17 protein-coding genes and 1 pseudogene are annotated in these 16,176 nt (G+C 65.9%); 5 read left to right on the top strand and 13 right to left on the bottom strand.

The window, feature by feature from the left end:
- Positions 1-47 precede the first annotated feature (47 nt).
- Genes A5696_RS07115 through A5696_RS07100 form a run of 4 tightly spaced genes read right to left on the bottom strand, consistent with a single transcriptional unit; the run spans position 48 to position 3,419 of the window.
- Entirely contained in the window at positions 48-1,013 is a 966-nt protein-coding gene (locus A5696_RS07115; protein ID WP_067875554.1) for a 2-hydroxyacid dehydrogenase, read from the bottom strand.
- A gap of 36 nt (positions 1,014-1,049) precedes the next feature.
- Positions 1,050-2,264: an NAD(P)/FAD-dependent oxidoreductase gene (locus tag A5696_RS07110; RefSeq protein ID WP_067875550.1), complete on the bottom strand. Its 1,215-nt coding sequence runs from the start codon at positions 2,262-2,264 to the stop codon at positions 1,050-1,052.
- Positions 2,265-2,268: 4 nt separating this feature from the next.
- Positions 2,269-2,457 (bottom strand): ferredoxin, encoded by a 189-nt coding sequence (locus A5696_RS07105; protein WP_067875548.1) that lies wholly within the window; start codon positions 2,455-2,457, stop codon positions 2,269-2,271.
- On the bottom strand, positions 2,454-3,419 hold the full coding sequence (locus tag A5696_RS07100; protein ID WP_067875545.1) for a metal-dependent hydrolase: 966 nt from the start codon (positions 3,417-3,419) through the stop codon (positions 2,454-2,456). Before A5696_RS07100 ends, A5696_RS07105 begins: the two co-directional genes overlap by 4 nt.
- Positions 3,420-3,665: 246 nt before the next feature.
- On the opposite strand from A5696_RS07100, the gene A5696_RS07095 reads away from it, so the two are divergent.
- Positions 3,666-4,523: an LLM class F420-dependent oxidoreductase gene (locus A5696_RS07095; RefSeq protein WP_067875542.1), complete on the top strand. Its 858-nt coding sequence runs from the start codon at positions 3,666-3,668 to the stop codon at positions 4,521-4,523.
- 4 nt (positions 4,524-4,527) lie between these two features.
- Here the strand turns inward: A5696_RS07095 and A5696_RS07090 are convergent, their stop codons facing one another.
- Complete coding sequence (locus A5696_RS07090; protein WP_369803305.1) at positions 4,528-5,241, bottom strand: hemolysin III family protein; 714 nt, start codon at positions 5,239-5,241, stop codon at positions 4,528-4,530.
- A 171-nt stretch (positions 5,242-5,412) separates the two neighbouring features.
- Here A5696_RS07090 and A5696_RS27950 point away from each other — a divergent pair, with 171 nt between their 5' ends.
- Both A5696_RS27950 and A5696_RS07080 read left to right on the top strand, forming a co-directional pair.
- On the top strand, positions 5,413-5,580 hold the full coding sequence (locus A5696_RS27950) for a hypothetical protein (protein ID WP_197516910.1): 168 nt from the start codon (positions 5,413-5,415) through the stop codon (positions 5,578-5,580).
- Positions 5,564-7,030 (top strand): phospholipase D-like domain-containing protein, encoded by a 1,467-nt coding sequence (locus A5696_RS07080; protein ID WP_067875536.1) that lies wholly within the window; start codon positions 5,564-5,566, stop codon positions 7,028-7,030. Before A5696_RS27950 ends, A5696_RS07080 begins: the two co-directional genes overlap by 17 nt.
- Before the next feature lie 214 nt (positions 7,031-7,244).
- Here A5696_RS07080 and A5696_RS07075 read toward each other — a convergent pair whose 3' ends face one another.
- Complete coding sequence (locus A5696_RS07075) at positions 7,245-7,718, bottom strand: GtrA family protein (protein WP_067875533.1); 474 nt, start codon at positions 7,716-7,718, stop codon at positions 7,245-7,247.
- A 237-nt stretch (positions 7,719-7,955) separates the two neighbouring features.
- Here A5696_RS07075 and A5696_RS07070 point away from each other — a divergent pair, with 237 nt between their 5' ends.
- Complete coding sequence (locus tag A5696_RS07070) at positions 7,956-8,378, top strand: hypothetical protein (protein ID WP_067875530.1); 423 nt, start codon at positions 7,956-7,958, stop codon at positions 8,376-8,378.
- Here A5696_RS07070 and A5696_RS07065 read toward each other — a convergent pair.
- Both A5696_RS07065 and A5696_RS07060 read right to left on the bottom strand, forming a co-directional pair.
- Positions 8,375-9,088, bottom strand: a complete 714-nt coding sequence (locus A5696_RS07065; RefSeq protein WP_067875527.1) for a protealysin inhibitor emfourin — start codon at positions 9,086-9,088, stop codon at positions 8,375-8,377. The two genes, A5696_RS07070 and A5696_RS07065, sit on opposite strands and share 4 nt — an antisense overlap.
- A gap of 80 nt (positions 9,089-9,168) precedes the next feature.
- On the bottom strand, positions 9,169-9,537 hold the full coding sequence (locus A5696_RS07060) for a hypothetical protein (RefSeq protein WP_231964252.1): 369 nt from the start codon (positions 9,535-9,537) through the stop codon (positions 9,169-9,171).
- A gap of 173 nt (positions 9,538-9,710) precedes the next feature.
- Here A5696_RS07060 and A5696_RS07055 point away from each other — a divergent pair, with 173 nt between their 5' ends.
- Entirely contained in the window at positions 9,711-10,742 is a 1,032-nt protein-coding gene (locus tag A5696_RS07055; RefSeq protein WP_067875746.1) for a fused (3R)-hydroxyacyl-ACP dehydratase subunits HadA/HadB, read from the top strand.
- Between the two features lie 43 nt (positions 10,743-10,785).
- Here the strand turns inward: A5696_RS07055 and A5696_RS07050 are convergent, their stop codons facing one another.
- From A5696_RS07050 to A5696_RS07030, 5 genes and pseudogenes are all read right to left on the bottom strand, one after another.
- Positions 10,786-11,652: a serine hydrolase gene (locus A5696_RS07050; protein WP_156738287.1), complete on the bottom strand. Its 867-nt coding sequence runs from the start codon at positions 11,650-11,652 to the stop codon at positions 10,786-10,788.
- Complete coding sequence (locus A5696_RS07045) at positions 11,649-14,732, bottom strand: replicative DNA helicase (protein WP_082968944.1); 3,084 nt, start codon at positions 14,730-14,732, stop codon at positions 11,649-11,651. The genes A5696_RS07050 and A5696_RS07045 overlap by 4 nt, the downstream gene beginning before the upstream one ends.
- Before the next feature lie 531 nt (positions 14,733-15,263).
- A complete protein-coding gene (gene rplI, locus A5696_RS07040) occupies positions 15,264-15,722 on the bottom strand; it encodes a 50S ribosomal protein L9 (protein ID WP_067875516.1) in 459 nt (152 codons plus the stop codon).
- Between the two features lie 33 nt (positions 15,723-15,755).
- Entirely contained in the window at positions 15,756-16,010 is a 255-nt protein-coding gene (gene rpsR, locus A5696_RS07035) for a 30S ribosomal protein S18 (protein WP_067875512.1), read from the bottom strand.
- Between the two features lie 42 nt (positions 16,011-16,052).
- Positions 16,053-16,176: pseudogene (locus tag A5696_RS07030) on the bottom strand (single-stranded DNA-binding protein); the annotation flags it as partial.

Raw genomic sequence — 16,176 nt, 5'->3', positions numbered from 1 at the left:
GCCGGCGCGCTTCGCCTCCTGCAAAACACTCGACCGAAACGGCGACGTCATCGACGCGGACGCAATACCGGTGTCACCAGCTCTCCGGTGTCCAGGTAACTGTCGAGGTTGCGAATCGCGAGCAACGCCATCGCCCTGCGGGTCCGCGCGGTTGCGCTGCCGATGTGAGGGAACACCACGACGTTGTCCAGGCTCAACAGCTCGGCCGGCACATGGGGTTCGTCGGCGAAGACGTCCAGCCCGGCTCCCGCCAACCCGCCGCCCACGAGCAACTCCACCAGCGCTTCCTGGTCGACGACGCTGCCACGCGCGATGTTGATCAAGTAGCCCTCGGGGCCCAACGCCTCCAGGACGGTGCGGTCGACCAGCTTGCGCGTCCGGTGGTCGCCTGTGGTGGCGACCACCAGAACATCGACCGACTGGGCCAGCCGCGCCGGCGACTCCGCATAGCGGTACGGGCACTCATCGATTCGGTGGCGGTTGTGATACGCGATGGCGCAGTCGAAGCCGAGCAGCCTGGTCGCGATGGCCGACCCGATCCTGCCCAACCCGAGGATGCCGACCTGCAGGCCGCTGACGTCCCTGGCATAGGGAAACTGTCCGCCGCGCGCCCATCGACCCGCGCGCACGTAGCGGTCGGCGGCGCCAAAACGGCGCAGCGTCATCAGGATCAAGCCCAGCGCCGTGTCGGCGACCGTGTCCGACAGCACATCCGGCGTATTGCTCACGCCGATGCCGCGGCGCTTCGCCGCCTCCAGGTCGATCGCGTCCACGCCGGCTCCGTTGTTGACGATCGCCTCCAGGTTGGGCAGCGCCGCGATGGTGTCGGCATCGACGCCGGGCTGCCCCGAGGTCACGACCACCCGGACGCCGGCCGCATGGTCGGCCAGGAACCGGGTGCGCTCCCGGCCGTCGGGAAGCGAGGGGACGTCGTATCGCAGGGCCAGCTCCTCGGCGAAAGTGGGTTCGAACCTGCCGACCCGCAGTACCGCGTTGGTCTTGTTCACCGTCACGCGTACATCATGACGACGCGCGAACGCCCTCGCTTCTCACTCCGCCCGCTTCGGCGGAAACTCGGCAGGCTTGGTGATGGCGTCGCGGTAGGCGTACACCCGATTGGGAATGGTTCCCAGCACCGCGATGGTGCGGCCACCCAGGCCGTACGCGGCGACGAACTCCCACGCGTCGGGATCACCTTCGATGACCTCGATCTCGTCGTAACCCGTTGGGACACCCAGCATTTGGACTTTGACGTCATACTGGTCGGACCAGAAATACGGCAACTCGTCGAAGGTCTCGGCGCGGTCGGGGCCCGCCAACAGCGTCCGTGCCGCGACCGCGCCCTGACGCCCGGCGTCGTCCCAGTGCTCGGTGCGCAGGTGCCGCTCGTACAGCGGATGCCACCAGCGCGCGACATCACCGGCGGCGACGACGGCGGCGTCCCCGGTGTCGCCCTCCGCCGCGCCCGTGGCGTCGCAGACCACACCGTCGTCCACGCGCAACCCCGAGCCGTCCAACCAGTCGGTCGCGGGAGTGACGCCGAGGCCGACGATGACGACATCGGCCGGAACGCGCGAACCATCGGTCAGCCGAACCGCCTCGACCCGCCCGTTGCCGACGAAGGCCTCGACGCCCACGCCGAGCCGAACGTCCACACCGTGCTGGCGGTGCAGCTCGGCCCAGCGGGGCGCGAGCTCCTTGCCCAACGCCGCCAGCAGCGGGCTGGCCGCCTTCTCCACCAGGACCACGTCCAGCCCGATCGATCGGCAACTGGCAGCCACCTCGGCACCGATGAACCCGCCGCCGACGACGACCACCCGCGCGCGCGAGCGCAGGCGTTCCCGGATGGCCAGGCAGTCCTCGACGGTGCGGAGCGTCAGCACCCCGTCGGGGACCGGCGCACCGGGCCATTGCCGCGGCGTCGCGCCGCTGGCGATCACCAGCCCATCGAATTGCAATGCCAAGTCCTGGTTTTCGTCACGGAGATGGACGGTGCGCGAGGACAGGTCCAGCTTGATCGCCGACGCGCCCCGCAATACGCGCGCCTCCAACTCGAATTGCGGCGCGAGGTCGACGCCGGCGCGGTGCACCTGGCCGGTGAGCAGTTTCTTGGACAGCGGCGGCCGGTGGTACGGGGCGTGCCGCTCCGCCCCCACGATGGTCAGGCCACCGTCGTAGCCCTCCTGTCGCAGGGTTTCCGCCGCGCGGGTCCCGGCCACGCCGGCACCGACGACGACAACCTCGCTCAGCTGACGGCTCGGCATCGGATCACTCCTTCACCCTGATCGCCTGGGTGGGGCAGGACACCTCGGCGCCGATCAACTGCCGGCGCAGTTCCTCCGGTGGTTCCTCCTGCAGGACGTGCAGTCCGTCTTCTCGTACGTCGAACACCTCGTGGCAAATGCTCATGCACACGCCGTTGCCGTCGCAGGTGTCGAGATCCACCGAAACCTTCATCGAACGTCAACCTTTCGTGCTCCATTGCTCGAAGTCTCGATCCCCTGGGATTGATCCGGTGACTTTGCCTGGGACAGCGCACGCTCCCGGGCGGCCTTCGCCACCGGCGAGTAGTTCAGGTAGTCGACCGCCATCTGGGTGGACGCCTCGTCGTTCGGATGGTGGCTGGGCCGCAGATACCGGACCGGCGTTGTCACCATGAGCTTCCACGGGCCCGGCAAGCGGTACTCGCGGGCGGCCCACAGCCAATCCCGCCAGCGCCACTTCTGGTCGGTGGTCGGATCGTGGGCCATCAGGTAGCGGGCACCCGCGACCCACCAGGCGATGAACAACGGCGTAGTGAAGAACATGGAGAACGCCCTGATCCAGTAGTTGCCGCTGACGTGCTGGTACACGTCGTACACCAGCGAGCGGTGCTCGACCTCCTCGGCGCCGTGCCAGCGCAGCAGGTCGAGCATCATCGGGTCGGCCTTCGCGTAGTCCAGACCCCGGTTCGTCAGCACCCACTGGCCCAACATCGCGGTGTAATGCTCGAGCGCGGCCACATCGGCGAGCCGCCGATACAGCCACCACCGCTTCATGGCCGGCGGAAACCACTTTGGCGGATCGCCCAGCGTCATCGACAAGAGCCGCCCGAGCCGGTCGGTGTACGGCTTGGTGTCGATGCCCTGCTGGGCCAGGTGGTCCAGCACGATCTGGTGCGCCCAGGCGTGCCAGGACTCCTGTTGGATGAAGGGCTTGATCGCCGCCTCCAGCTCCGGGTCGTCGACCAGCGACGACGCTTCGAGGACCGCCTTGATGAAATGGCGCTCGCCCTCGGGCAGCAGCAGGTGCAGGACGTTGATCATGTGGGTCGAGAACGGGTCGCCGGGCACCCAGTGCAGCGGCGTTTCCGACCAGTCGAAACGGACCATCCGTCGGTACTTCGGATGTCCCTCGTGGTGCAGTTGGACCTCGGGCATCAGCTGCTCCTCCCGCCGACGGATGCGGTGCCGTCGGCCTCCCCTTCGTTTTCGAGGAACCGGTCGATCCAGGAGCGGAACGCGGGCCGCCACTTCGCGACCGTCCACCCGGGCGGGTACCCACGCACCCGCCCACTCATGCGTACCGGCGGTACCGGATTCCCTGACAGTTCACTGTGAACGTGTGTTTACTGGAATGACCTTCGGCCGTGGAAGGAATTGCGGCCCGAGTCGGTTGCACGGGCAATGCGCATTGGTGTCGTGTTCCCGCAGACCGAGCTCGGTGGAGACCCCGCAGTCCTGCGCGCCTATGCGCAGCGCGTCGAAGAACTGGGTTTCGCCCACATCCTCGCCTACGACCACGTCGTCGGCGCCGACCCCGCCGTGCACCAGGGCTGGCAGGGTCCCTACGACATCGAAACGACGTTCCACGAGCCGTTCGTGATGCTCGGCTACCTGGCCGCGATCACCTCGCTCGAACTCGTCACGGGCGTCATCATCCTGCCGCAGCGGCAGTCGGTATTGGTGGCCAAGCAGGCCACCGAGGTCGACCTGCTCAGCAACGGGCGGTTTCGGTTCGGCATCGGATTGGGTTGGAACGCGGTCGAGTACGAGGCGCTCGGCGAGAAGTTCAGCAACCGCGGCAAGCGCTCCGAGGAGCAGGTCGAGCTCATGCGCAAGCTGTGGACCGAACGGTCGGTGACCTTTGCCGGCAGATACCACACGGTGACCGGGGCCGGCCTGGCCCCGCTGCCGATCCAGCGCCCCATCCCGGTGTGGTTCGGCGCCGCTTCCGACCGCGCCTACGAACGCGCCGGACGGCTCGGCGACGGGTGGTTCCCGATGATGGCACCCGGGCCAGGCCTGGACTACGCGCGCGAGCAGGTGAACCGGGCCGCGGTGGCCGCCGGCCGCGACGCCGACGGCCTCGGGATGGAGGGTCGGGTCAACTGGTCCGGCGACCCCGAACGGGCCGCCGCCGATATCGCCGCCTGGAAAGCCGCCGGCGCCACCCACCTCTCGGTGAACACCATGAGCGCCGGCCTGGCGACCGTCGATGACCACCTCGCCGCATTGGAGCGCGTCGCCGCCGACCTGAAGTGACGGGCTATCGGCCGAAGACCGCGAACCAGATGGCGATGTATTGACAGATCGCCGCGAGCGCGGTGCAGGCGTGAAACACCTCGTGATAGCCGAACGTCGTCGGCCAGGGGTCGGGCCAGCGCAGCCCGTAGAACACCGCACCGATGCTGTAGAGCGCGCCGCCGGCCGCCAGCAGCACCGTCGCCGCCGTTCCGGCGTTGTGCAGGATCAACCCGGTGTACCAGATCGCCACCCAGCCCAGCAGCAGGTAGAGCGCCACCCCCAGCCAGCGCGGAGCCGTCGGCCAGAACAGTGTCAGCGCGATTCCGGCCAGCGCGCCGCCCCAGACGATCGCGAGTACCACGTGCCCGGTGCCTCGTGGCATGGCCAGCCTGGCGAACGGCGTATAGGTGCCGGCGATGAGCACGAAGATCGTCGAGTGGTCGAGCCGCCTCATCCAGTTCCGTAGCACCGCGGACTCCCACTGGACGCGGTGGTAGACGGCGCTGACGGCGAACATAGCCACTATCGCGAGGGTGTACGTCAGCGTCGAGTGCCCGGCCCGCTTGGATGCCTCCGCCCACGACACCACCACCAGCGGCGCGCCCGCCACGACGGCCGCGACGGCGCAGTATTGATGGATCCAGCCGCGCAGCCTGGGCTTGGTCAGGGCTTCGTTGACGGCGGCCGCCGGCCCGAAGGGCGCGGGCTGCGGGGCCAGATCGATCTGGTAGCTCAATGTCCCTCCCGCCTGCCACACCGTTCGGCGTCAAGGCCGCGATACCAGGCAGTTCGCCAGTCCGCCCCCATCATTTCGCCACACGCTGTGGAAACGCTATGTCGCATCTGTGCATAGCGTGTAGCGGTTTATCCCGGTTTCGAACCTCGCGATTCGGGAGATCCTCCATAGATGGATCCGCAAGTCAATGTCGACCCGCCGCCCGCTCCAGAAGACGCGAGGAAGGCGACGGCGGAGCAACAACAACTGCAGGAGAAACTCGAGCACCAAAACGACGACCCGAACGGTCCCGCTTTGCACCAGTCCCGGCACGATCTGCCCGATGAGAGCACGCGATAGTCCATTCCGTGTGATCACCGGTCAGACGTGCTGGCGCGTCGAGACGGCTGACCAGTTCTCCTGCATCGTCGACGCGGCCGCCTATTTCCGGCACGTGAAGGCGGCGATGCTGCGCGCCAAACATCGAATCATGCTGATCGGCTGGGACTTCGACACCAGGACGACCTTCGAACGGGGCGGGAAGAGACTCGCCGGCCCGAATCAATTGGGCACTTTCCTCTACTGGCTGCTCTGGCGACGACCTGCTCTCGAGATCCGCGTGTTGAAATCCAACCTGCGCCTGCTGCCGGTGTTCGACGGCATCTGGTACGGGATCACTCCGGTGTCGGTCGTAAATCGGCTCAGCAGCAGGCGATTGCGTTTGGCCATCGACGGGGCCCGGCCGACCGGCTCCGTCCACCACCAGAAGCTGGTGATCGTCGATGACGTCTTGGCATTCTGCGGTGGCATCGACCTGACCCTGGATCATTGGGACACTTCGGAACACAGGCACGACGACCGCCTTCGCCGGGCGCTCGGTCGCAGGTACGGTGCCCGCCACGAAGTCGCCGCCGCGTTGGATGGCGCCGCCGCTAGCGCCCTGGCCGAGGTCGCCCGGGACAGGTGGCGAACGGCAACCGGCCAGTCGCTGGACCCGATCGACGGCGCCCGCGCCGTTTGGCCGTCCGGCCTGCAGCCGATGTTGCGCCAGGTCGACGTCGGCATCGCGCGCACGTTGCCCACGCTGAACGCTCGCCGGGAGATTCGCGAGGTGGAGGCGCTCAACCTCGCCGCGATCGCGGCGGCGTGCCACACCATTTATCTGGAGAACCAGTACCTGGCGGCCCGATCGGTGGTCGAGGCGCTGGCCGCCAGGCTCAGGGAACGCGACGGCCCGGAGATCGTCATCGTCCTTCCCCGCAGGGGGTTGAACCGCCTCGAGCGGGAAACGATGGACGGCGCGCGCCACCGGCTGATCCAGACCCTCTGGGCGGCCGACGATCACCGTCGGTTGGGCGTCTACTGGCCGGAGACGGACGGCGGGTCACCGATATATGTTCACTCGAAGATCTTGATCGTCGACGATCGGTTGTTGCGCGTCGGGTCGTCGAACTTCAACAACCGGTCCTTGGGCTTCGACAGCGAGTGCGACGTCGCCATCGAGGCGGACCCCGATCACGAAGGGCACGAACACATCCGGCGGGTGATCAGATCGGTGCGCGGCCAGCTGGTATGTGAACACCTCGGCGTGCCGACCGACGAGTTCGAGCGCGCGATGCGCGACGGGAAGTCCCTTCTGCAGGCCGTCGAGGCGCTCCGCGGGCGGGGCAGGACACTGCGTCGGTTCACCAGCCGGACGGTGGCGAACGAGGACAGCCCGCTGGCCGAGAACGAACTGATGGATCCCGACCACGTTCCGCGATCGCTGACTCGCAGCATGCGGCGGTTGGTGGCCAAACTGTCGCAGTGATGCTTGGCCCGCGAATACCGTTGGACCGCAACGCCCTCACCTTGGATCTTCTCCATCGGGCTGGAGCGTTCACGCTTGCCGATCGTCTCCTGGCCAGCTGTAGCGCACACCCGCCTGCTGTAGGGCGGGGAAGGTCCCGGTGATGTCGCGGGTCGACGCGACGGTCTCGCCATCGATCAGTCCCGTACCGCTCTTCGTCTCCGGCACCACACTGTCAGCGCCGGAAGACAACCCACCTCATCGCGCTGTACATGTACACGGCTTCGCATACGCCGGCCACCAGCCGCGACAACTGGTATTGCAGGCCAAGGGCCGTCAGCACGCTGGACACCCCGAGGATGAAAGCGAGGTAGTTGACGACGACGACCACGGCGTAGACCACCACCTGTGGTCCGACCGGAGCATGGGAGCGAAAGTTGAAGGTGCGGTTGAGTAGGTAGCTCAGGGTGAAAGCCGACGCGTACGCGATCGTGACCGCAACCGGGACCGGAAGGCCGAGACCGCTGCGAAGAGCTGTGAGGATCGCGAGATCGGCGCTGAAGGTGAGGCCGTTGATGATGCAGAAACCCAGGAAGGTCGGCGCAATGACCGATCCGAGCCCCCACGGGAGCCGACCGACGACCACCTCGCAGAACCGATGAAATCGGTCGACCGGCCGCGATCGACCGGCACCCAATTCGGCTCGCACACGCGTACGGTCCCACGGCCAGGTATCCACCGTGTGATCAGTGGGCCAACTCTCCGCGGAATGCGAAGCCGACCCGCGCTGGAATTGAAGAGTCCCTCGCTATTCCGCGGTGCTCAGTGGCATACGACGAAGGTTTGTCGTCCGTGCCGTTGAATTGTGCCGTCGTGGAGGGCCGGGGGCGTCGAAGAATGCACTGGATCGGCGAGTGGGGGCGGTCAACCCGACCACTATGACTGGTTGTCGGAATATCTCGCGGCGCGTGGGTTGAAGCCGTTTGTCCGCTTCTTACCGGTCACCATCCTGGCGACGCTGGCTGCCGCGACGTTGCTGATGCCGAGCAGCCCGTCGGGGCCCCGAACACTCGCGCAGCGAGCCGTGGCGCTGGTGTTCATCGTGAGTCTGGCCGGAATGGCGTTGGTGTGGGCGCTGACTTGGCCGACGCGCGTTCAATCCCAGGTGTTTTCAACGGCGGCGACGCTCGGCATCGCCGCGACCTGCCTGATCGAGAGCGATCCGCGCAGCGGAATGCTGGGGTGCGCCGCATTCGACGGCCAGCTTGGGCGTCAGCAGCGTCCGGCTGTCGCCGGAAGGCGAAACGCGCTGGGGGAAACCAAGTTCGGCATGCCGACATTCCGGTACCGCCCGGCCGCTGAAGCCTAGTCGTGGTTGCAGGCCTCGCCCACGAGATTGATCGCGCGGTAACTCTTGCCGCGGCCGCTTGCGGCCGGGCCGGCGATGATCATCGCCGCCTCGACCGGTGACGACCATGCGGTGTCGGCGCCGGTGAAGACGACGCTGGGAACCAGCACCGTCGCGGTGACCGCCTTGGCGCCCTCGCCCTTGAGCGTCACCATGACACAGCGGCCGTCAAGGTCGGGCACGTCACCGGTGCGGACATCTTTGTCGTAGAAGTCCAGCGAGCGATACCCGTCGGCATACTGCAGGACCCGCTCTTTGTTGAGGTCACCGAAGGTGAAGTACGCGAGCGTGATGCCGCCGCCGGTGAGGTCGTATCGCACCGCTTCCGTCGCGATCTTCGAGGTGGCTGCCAGCTCTATCACCGCGAACTTCGCCCCGGACAGCTCGAGCAACCCGATCAGATCGCCAAGCCCTCGTTGATACGCCGGGTCCGACAGGTCGTTCGAATAAACGGTATGGGCGCGGCCGCCGTCGGCGATGGTCGTCTTGTACTCGACGACGTCGGCCGCACCGGGCTTGGTGATGGTGGCCGGCAAGCGGGAAAACTTCATCTCGGCGACGATGGCGCTGATCCGGCGGGCGGAGTCCAGTGGCACTCCCGCGACGTCGACGGGTCCGAGCCGCTCGGCTCGGCCTATCCATCCGCCACAGCGTTCGATCGTGACTTCCATCGCCACCCTTCCTTCCGGGTTCCGGACGCCAACAGCGTGTCAGCTGCGACGGCGCACCACACGCGTAGTCGACTACTCGACTAGCTCGTCTTCCGTTGTCGCGCCGATCCCACCCGCATCAGGCGATCCCAGAAGTCCTCCAACTCCACGTGGCCCTGCTGGCGAGGCCTGCGCGCGTAAAACCGGGACTGGTCGTAGCTCCCGGGACAAGAGAACTTGTGCAGCTGCAGACAGTCTGAGGGCCAGCGCTTTTCGCGGGTGCAATCGAGATCGACCACCAGGCGCGTTCGACGATCGATCGCGAACCGATTGCCCTGGTAGCTCTCCGTCGTCGGGACCATCTCGGCGTCGAACAGCCCCCACCCGCCATAGGCGGTCTTCAGCCACACCGTCTCCGCACCGCAATGACCGCACGGCGCGATCGTCGAAGGTTGTTCCCAGCACGGCACAACCGGAGTGTAGGGAGCCACGCCGACAGCGGCCGTCCGACACGCGAGGCCACCGACCACCGCGGCGAAACAAGCCGGCGAAGCCTATCGGCGTGTTTAGCTCCGATTTCCGCACGTTAGTGTGCTTGGGTCGGCCTCATCGAAATAGGCCGACAGAAAAGTTGAGCAACTACATGACCGCAGCAACAGAGGTGTCGGCGCTCGAATCGCGGGTCGGCCACTACTACCAGATGGACGGCACCTACCTGGTCGGCCGCGAGAAGGTTCGCGAGTACGCCCGCGCAGTGCAGGACTACCACCCCGCGCACTGGGATGTCGACGCCGCCGCTGAGCTGGGCTACCCCGGCCTGGTGGCGCCGCTGACGTTTACCTCAGTTCCCGGCATGATGTGCAATCGCCGGATGTTCGAATCGGTGGTCGTCGGGTACGACACCTACCTGCAGACCGAAGAAGTCTTCGAACAGCACCGCCCGATCGTGGCCGGTGACGAGCTGCGCATCGACGTCGAACTGGCATCGGTGCGCAGGACCGCCGGCAGAGACTTCATCACCGTCACCAACACCTTCACCGACAGTGACGGCGAGCGCGTACACACCCTGCACACCACCGTCATCGGCGTCACGGCCGAAGATGTCGATCCGGCGATCAAATCGGCCGCGCCGAAAATCATGATGCACGACGTGGACCTCCTCGCGATCGCCGAATCGGGCGCAGGGTACGAGAAGACGGTGCGGCCTGCGGGCGAGGTTCGGATCGCCCGGGGAGGCACCACCCGTACGCCGGGCACGCCGTCCTTCGAGGACGTTCAGGTCGGCGACCAGCTGCCGGCGCATCACACCCGACTGTCGCGCGGCGACCTGGTGAACTATGCCGGCGTGGCCGGTGACGCCAACCCGATCCACTGGGACGAGGGCATCGCCAAGCTGGCCGGGCTGCCCGACGTGATCGCCCACGGAATGCTCACCATGGGTCTGGGCGCCGGATTCGCCTCCGCGTGGTCGGGCGACCCCGGTGCCGTAACCCGCTACACCGTGCGGCTGTCCCAGCCGGCGATCGTGTCGGCGGCGGAGGGTGCGGACATCGAATTCAGCGGCCGTATCAAGTCTTTGGACCCGGATACCCGCTCCGGGGTGGTCATCGTCGGCGCGAAGTCCGGCGATCAGAAGATCTTCGGCATGGCGACGTTGAACATCCGCTTCCGCTGAGTTGCCGTTGGACGCAGGTCTGCTTCGCCCGCTTGGCCGTTCACTAAAACCCGGCCTCATCCGGATCATGGTCACGATCCACTTTTGTCATGGTCCTCAGTGTCATGCCGATGGCATGCATTCCCGCCAGGGCCGCGTCTCGGAGGTCAGGGTCGGCGGCGTCCCAATTGGCGATCACCGCGTAGTCGAACCAGACGGAGCCTCGCCCGATCGTCCCGACATCTGCTCTGACGCCCGCGTCGGCGCCAGTTTTGTTACGAACAAAGAAGTTTCGATCCGACGGCGCATGGGCCAGCGGATCGAGCCCGAACGCCCCCGCGACCATGGACAGGTCTACGGATGTTGCCAGCCAGGCGTTCACCTGCTCTGAAACCGTTGTGGATATCAGCTCTTGGCGGGCCAGTTGGCTCATTAGAAGCGACAACTCGGATGCCGAGCCGGTGGACAGCGTCGGCGGGTCATCTCGGCCTCGGTGGTCCCTGACGTAGTCCAGCAGCGCCGTGTGGACCAAGCCGAGGGACTCGGCAAGGTTGCGAAGCTTGCGCAAGCCCACGTGCTTGAGCAGTACGTTTGTCGCCAGATTGTCGCTGACGCTGGCAATCAGAACGCAGAGATCCTGGATGGATAACCTGTCGACGTCCAGGTGCTGCCAGATCCCCGAATCGGCGACCAAGAGCCCTGGCTCCCGGCCGAGCAAGGTAGCGCCGCTGAGATCGCCCTCTGCCAATTGCCTTGCGACCTCGACGAGTAACAGCAGCTTGCCGATGCTCGCGGTCTTCATCGGACGGTCGGCGTTACAGCTGGCTAGTTCGTGACCTGCGGCATTTCGAATGCAAACCGACCATTCGATGTTGGCGCTTGTTGCTGTGACATCGTCGATCGATTGCTGGAGCAATTGGCTATCCGTCACCTCGCCATGTTGGCGAAGCGCGACAAGTGCAGCTGGTGCGCGACGGTCACCGTCTTGGTGGGCCCATTGCGGTGTTTGGCGAGAATGAAATCCGCCTCTCCCCCGCGCGGGTCGTCGCGTTCGAAGGCGTCCGGTCGGTGCAACAGGATGACGACGTCGGCATCTTGCTCTAAAGAATTGTGCAGGTTAATCCCATTTGCGACGAAATTGTGTGTGTCGTCTACAGTTCCGTCATAAACGTCCTGCTCGCCAATGTTGGCAATTTCGACGATGCGGTCCCAAAAGACATCGCTAGTAGCGAGCGCATGGATTTCGGGCTCATCTAGTGTCACGGCCATCCGGTGAAGCAGTGACCGGCCCGGCGCATGTAGCAGTCGTGCGTCGCAAAACCGCGTCTTCATTGCGACTTTCAGTTCGGCACTCGAAAAGGCGTTGCGCGCCACTACCTCCCGGACTTTAGCCCAAACCTCGACCGGCACGGTGTCCGCACCCGGCCGGCGGACGCGCGATTGCAGCTGCTGAAGTACAAATTCCGCAGACTTGCCCCGCGCTCCGTGCACACCAACCTTGGTCAGAAACGCAGTTTGATTCGCTGACCTGTCAATCCATAAGTGCCAGCAGTCGCGGTAGCCCGCCTTGCGCATTCGAGTAACACGGCTCTGAATACCGAGACGCAGCAGCAGCTGAGCGACATCGTCGATGAGCCGCCGACTAGTGGACGCATAATAGATCTTCGCTTGACCGGCCACATGTTCCCACCGCACTGACCCGTCGGTGGCCCACAGGTGACGCAGGAACAACGCCACCTGATCGTTCGGCGCACGGAAAACGGCCTCCGGCACGAACTTTTCGTAGCTACGCTTGCCGAACAGACCCAAACCGTCGAGCCAGGCGGCAATCGGGTTGCGCCGACCGCGCGCCAGCCGATCCGGGGAAGGCAACCGCAGCGTGGTCACGCGGGCCGCCGGGTAATCGTCGCGAATCGCGGTCACCCCGAAATGCGCCGCCGAGACCGTCACCGCGACGAGGTTGGCCTCGTCCACTGACGCATAGCGGACCGGCTGCCGCTTCACACACGACCCATCGCCGATCATGTGGGCGAGCAGAATCACCTCGGAGTCGTCCATCCGCTGGGTGTCGACGGGCTCGGGAACGCGTCGCGGCGCCGCGATACGATCGCCAACCTTGAGCTGCTCCAACGGAGTCCAGCCGTCGAGCTTCATGAAGGGATGGTTGCCCGTCGCCTCGACCTCACGGCCCGAGGCCAGCCGAAGCCGGAACACTTCCTTGCGGCCGCTCGGGAAAACGTTCGTCATCGGCCGCGCGACCATCCTCAGCCGCTCATCCAAGGACCACACCAGCGGACGCTCACCGGTGCGCATGAGCTCACCAAACGTGACCTCGGCGCCGGTGTCGGCGCGCAAGATTCGCGTCGCTGCCGTCAGGCATCCCGATTCACGAAGGTCGGCCAGCATCGGCTTCTTGTCGGTGCGCTGCTCGGGGCCACGGTTGAGCTGGCTGATGGCGACGACGGGAACCTCGAGCTCTTTGGCCAAAAGCTTTAGGTGCCTTGAGAATTCGGAGACTTCCACCTGCCGCGACTCGTGCTTCTTCCCCGAAGTCATCAGCTGCATGTAGTCGATCACGATCAGCCGCAAGTCGGCCTTCTGCCGCAGCCGGCGAGCCTTGGCGCGAATCTCCATCATGGTCAGGTTGGGCGAGTCGTCGATATACAGTGGCGCTTCGCTGATTTCGCTCATCCGCCGCGCCAACCGCGTCCAGTCATCGTCGCTCATCCGTCCCGAACGCATGTCGGCGAGCTTGATCTTCGCCTCGGCGGACAACAGCCGCATCACGATCTCTGACTTGCTCATCTCCAGCGAGAAGATGACGCTTGCAAGGCGGTTCTTGATCGAGCACGAACGCATGAAGTCCAAGCCCAAGGTGGAATTGTGGGTCGGCACCATTCCCGGGCCTGCGAGGTACAGGCGCGCGGCGTTGTCCACCTCGACACAGCGCACGGGAACGCTATCCACGCGCCGCACGGATTCGATGTGCAATACCGGAGCCAACAGGGCCGTGGTGATCCCGTGCCCGGCACAGCGCTTCGATGATCCGGCCGCCGCGATGGTGTCCCAACCGCACCGCAACTGGGACGAGGTCCGGATGCCGCGAGTGGTAGGCCATTGGTGCTCGGCGTCGGCGACAATGACCGTCCCGTCCGAGAATTCGATCTCGTAACACGGATGGCCCAACATGACCCCGGTCGCGGCCACCACCCGTGTCGGCAACCCGTCGGCGTCGAGCAACTCATCACCGACCGCGACGTCACCCATCGTCGTCCAGCCCGCGGGCGTGGCCAGCGACGTGTTCAACGCGAGGGCCTTCCCCACGCCGGGTCGGGCCGCCACGATGATCATCTGTCCGGGATGCAGGCCGTTGGTCACCTCGTCGAGTTCGGTGAAGCCGGTCGGCACGCCGCGGGAGACGCCGCCGCTGGAGGCGATGGCGTCGATCTCGTCCATCGTCGGCTGCAGCAGGTCCTCCAGCGGGACGAAGTCCTCGGAGAGCCGGCGATCGGCGACGTCGTAGATCTCGGCCTGCGCGCGGTCGACGATCTCGGCCACGTCGGCGCCCTCGGCGCCCGCGTAGCCGTATTGCACGACCCGGGTCCCCGCCTCGACCAGTCGGCGCAGCAGCGCCTTCTCCGCGACGATGCCCGCGTAGTAGCCGGCATTGGCGGCCGTGGGCACCGTCGAGATCAGGGTGTGCAGGTACGGCGCCCCGCCGATGCGACGCAGCAGGCTGCGGCGGTCCAGTTCGGCCGCCACCGTCACGGCATCCGCCGGCTCGCCGCGCCCGTAGAGGTCGAGGATCGCGTCGTAGATGTTCTGGTGCGCGGGGCGGTAGAAGTCGCCGGGGCGCAGCCGTTCCAACACGTCGGCGATGGCGTCCTTGCTCAGCAGCATCCCGCCCAGCACCGACTGCTCCGCCGCGAGGTCCTGCGGGGGCTGACGGCCGAACTCTTCGCTTGGGGGCTGCGAACCCATGCCGGAAGTCACGTCATCGACAACCGCCACGGACCCTCACCTCCCCTACCACGAGTACCGAACATACATTCGATTCGACGTTCAGAGCATAAGTCAGGGCGCCGACACCCTACGACCACTTCCACCGATCTCCGCATAGCGCCGGGACGACGGTAAACGTTGCTGGCCAGTACTTAAAGGGGCCGTTGTTCATAACGCTGTGCATCGTGTGTGCATATCCTTCGACACCTGTGTTGAGCGGGGTGTGGAGAACCTGTGGATTAATTCGAGGCACCATGACATCGCTGCTGATAAGGGTCGTACAACTCCCCCCGATTCGTGTGGACAAGAATCTCTACGGCGTGTCGGCGCAGGTTACTGCGTCGGGCGTGTTGGCTTTCGGCCACATTTTCGCCGCGTTACGGGGTGGTTAAGGGGTTCACTCGACGAGACCCTGGAAATTGTTCGCCAGCCGGCTAGCGCGCCACGCGGCGAAGCCTTGCGCATAGGGGGCGGCGAGCGCCGAAAACCAGGCGGCGGCCGAGATGCGGCCGCCGCCTGGTGAGAGCAAACGCTACTTAGTTAGCTGTCCGCGACGACATCGACCGCGACCTCGACATCGATCTCCGGGTGCAGGTGCACCGACACCCGATGCGTGCCGATGGCCTTGATGTGGGCCTTGGGCAGTCGGACGGTCCGCCTGTCGAGGTTTGGCCCGCCGGCCTTCTTGATGGCCGCCACGATGTCACCGGCGGTCACGGAGCCGAACAGCTTGCCCGAGTCGCCCGCGGTCTTCACGGGCAGCGTCACGGGGCCCAGCGCATCGATCGCCGACTTGAGCTCGTTGGCGTGCTCGAGGTCGCGCACCATCTTGGTCTCGCGGGCCCGCCGGATTTCGTCGGCCTGCTTCTGCGCGCCGCGCGAGGCGACGATAGCCAGGCCGCGTGGGAGCAGGAAGTTGCGCCCGTACCCGTCCTTCACTTCCACCGCGTCGCCGACGGTCCCGAGGTGGTCGACGTCGGCCGTCAGAATCAGCTTCATCGTTGTACGTACTTTCCGTTGTTCGTTCGGTGGCTAGCGCGCCGACGAGGTGAAGGGCAGCAGGGCGACCTCGCGGGCGTTCTTCACCGCGGTCGCGATGTCACGTTGGTGCTGCACGCAGTTGCCGGTGACGCGGCGGGCCCGGATCTTGCCGCGCTCACTGATGTAAGTGCGCAGCAGCGCGGTGTCCTTGTAGTCGATCGATTGCTCTTTCTTCGCGCAGAAGACGCACTTGCGCGCCTTGACCGGCTTTTCCGGAGCCGGGCGCCGCTTGTTGGACTTGGCCATGTCTGTCTTTCTTTCCTTTACTACGGGTCTGAAGTCGTGGTGTTAGAACGGCGGCTCGTCGTCGCCGCCGCCGAAGGAACCGGAGGCCGGGGCGCTGCCCCACGGGTCGTCACCCGGTCCGCTGGCCGGCTGCGCCGGGGCCGGTGCCGGGCGAGACCCCCCGCCC

The sequence above is a fragment of the Mycobacterium sp. E2699 genome (assembly GCF_001666745.1).
GTDB lineage: Bacteria > Actinomycetota > Actinomycetes > Mycobacteriales > Mycobacteriaceae > Mycobacterium.
This window is presented reverse-complemented; position numbering and strand designations above follow the sequence as displayed.

Bases quoted from the DNA above. Each gene is read 5' to 3' on its own strand.
- A5696_RS07110 (WP_067875550.1), bottom strand. From the start codon at position 2,264: ATGCCGAGCCGTCAGCTGAGCGAGGTTGTCGTCGTCGGTGCCGGCGTG.
- A5696_RS07105 (WP_067875548.1), bottom strand. From the start codon at position 2,457: ATGAAGGTTTCGGTGGATCTCGACACCTGCGACGGCAACGGCGTGTGC.
- A5696_RS07100 (WP_067875545.1), bottom strand. From the start codon at position 3,419: ATGCCCGAGGTCCAACTGCACCACGAGGGACATCCGAAGTACCGACGG.
- A5696_RS07095 (WP_067875542.1), top strand. From the start codon at position 3,666: ATGCGCATTGGTGTCGTGTTCCCGCAGACCGAGCTCGGTGGAGACCCC.
- A5696_RS27950 (WP_197516910.1), top strand. From the start codon at position 5,413: ATGGATCCGCAAGTCAATGTCGACCCGCCGCCCGCTCCAGAAGACGCG.
- A5696_RS07080 (WP_067875536.1), top strand. From the start codon at position 5,564: ATGAGAGCACGCGATAGTCCATTCCGTGTGATCACCGGTCAGACGTGC.
- A5696_RS07065 (WP_067875527.1), bottom strand. From the start codon at position 9,088: ATGGAAGTCACGATCGAACGCTGTGGCGGATGGATAGGCCGAGCCGAG.
- A5696_RS07055 (WP_067875746.1), top strand. From the start codon at position 9,711: ATGACCGCAGCAACAGAGGTGTCGGCGCTCGAATCGCGGGTCGGCCAC.
- rplI (WP_067875516.1), bottom strand. From the start codon at position 15,722: ATGAAGCTGATTCTGACGGCCGACGTCGACCACCTCGGGACCGTCGGC.
- rpsR (WP_067875512.1), bottom strand. From the start codon at position 16,010: ATGGCCAAGTCCAACAAGCGGCGCCCGGCTCCGGAAAAGCCGGTCAAG.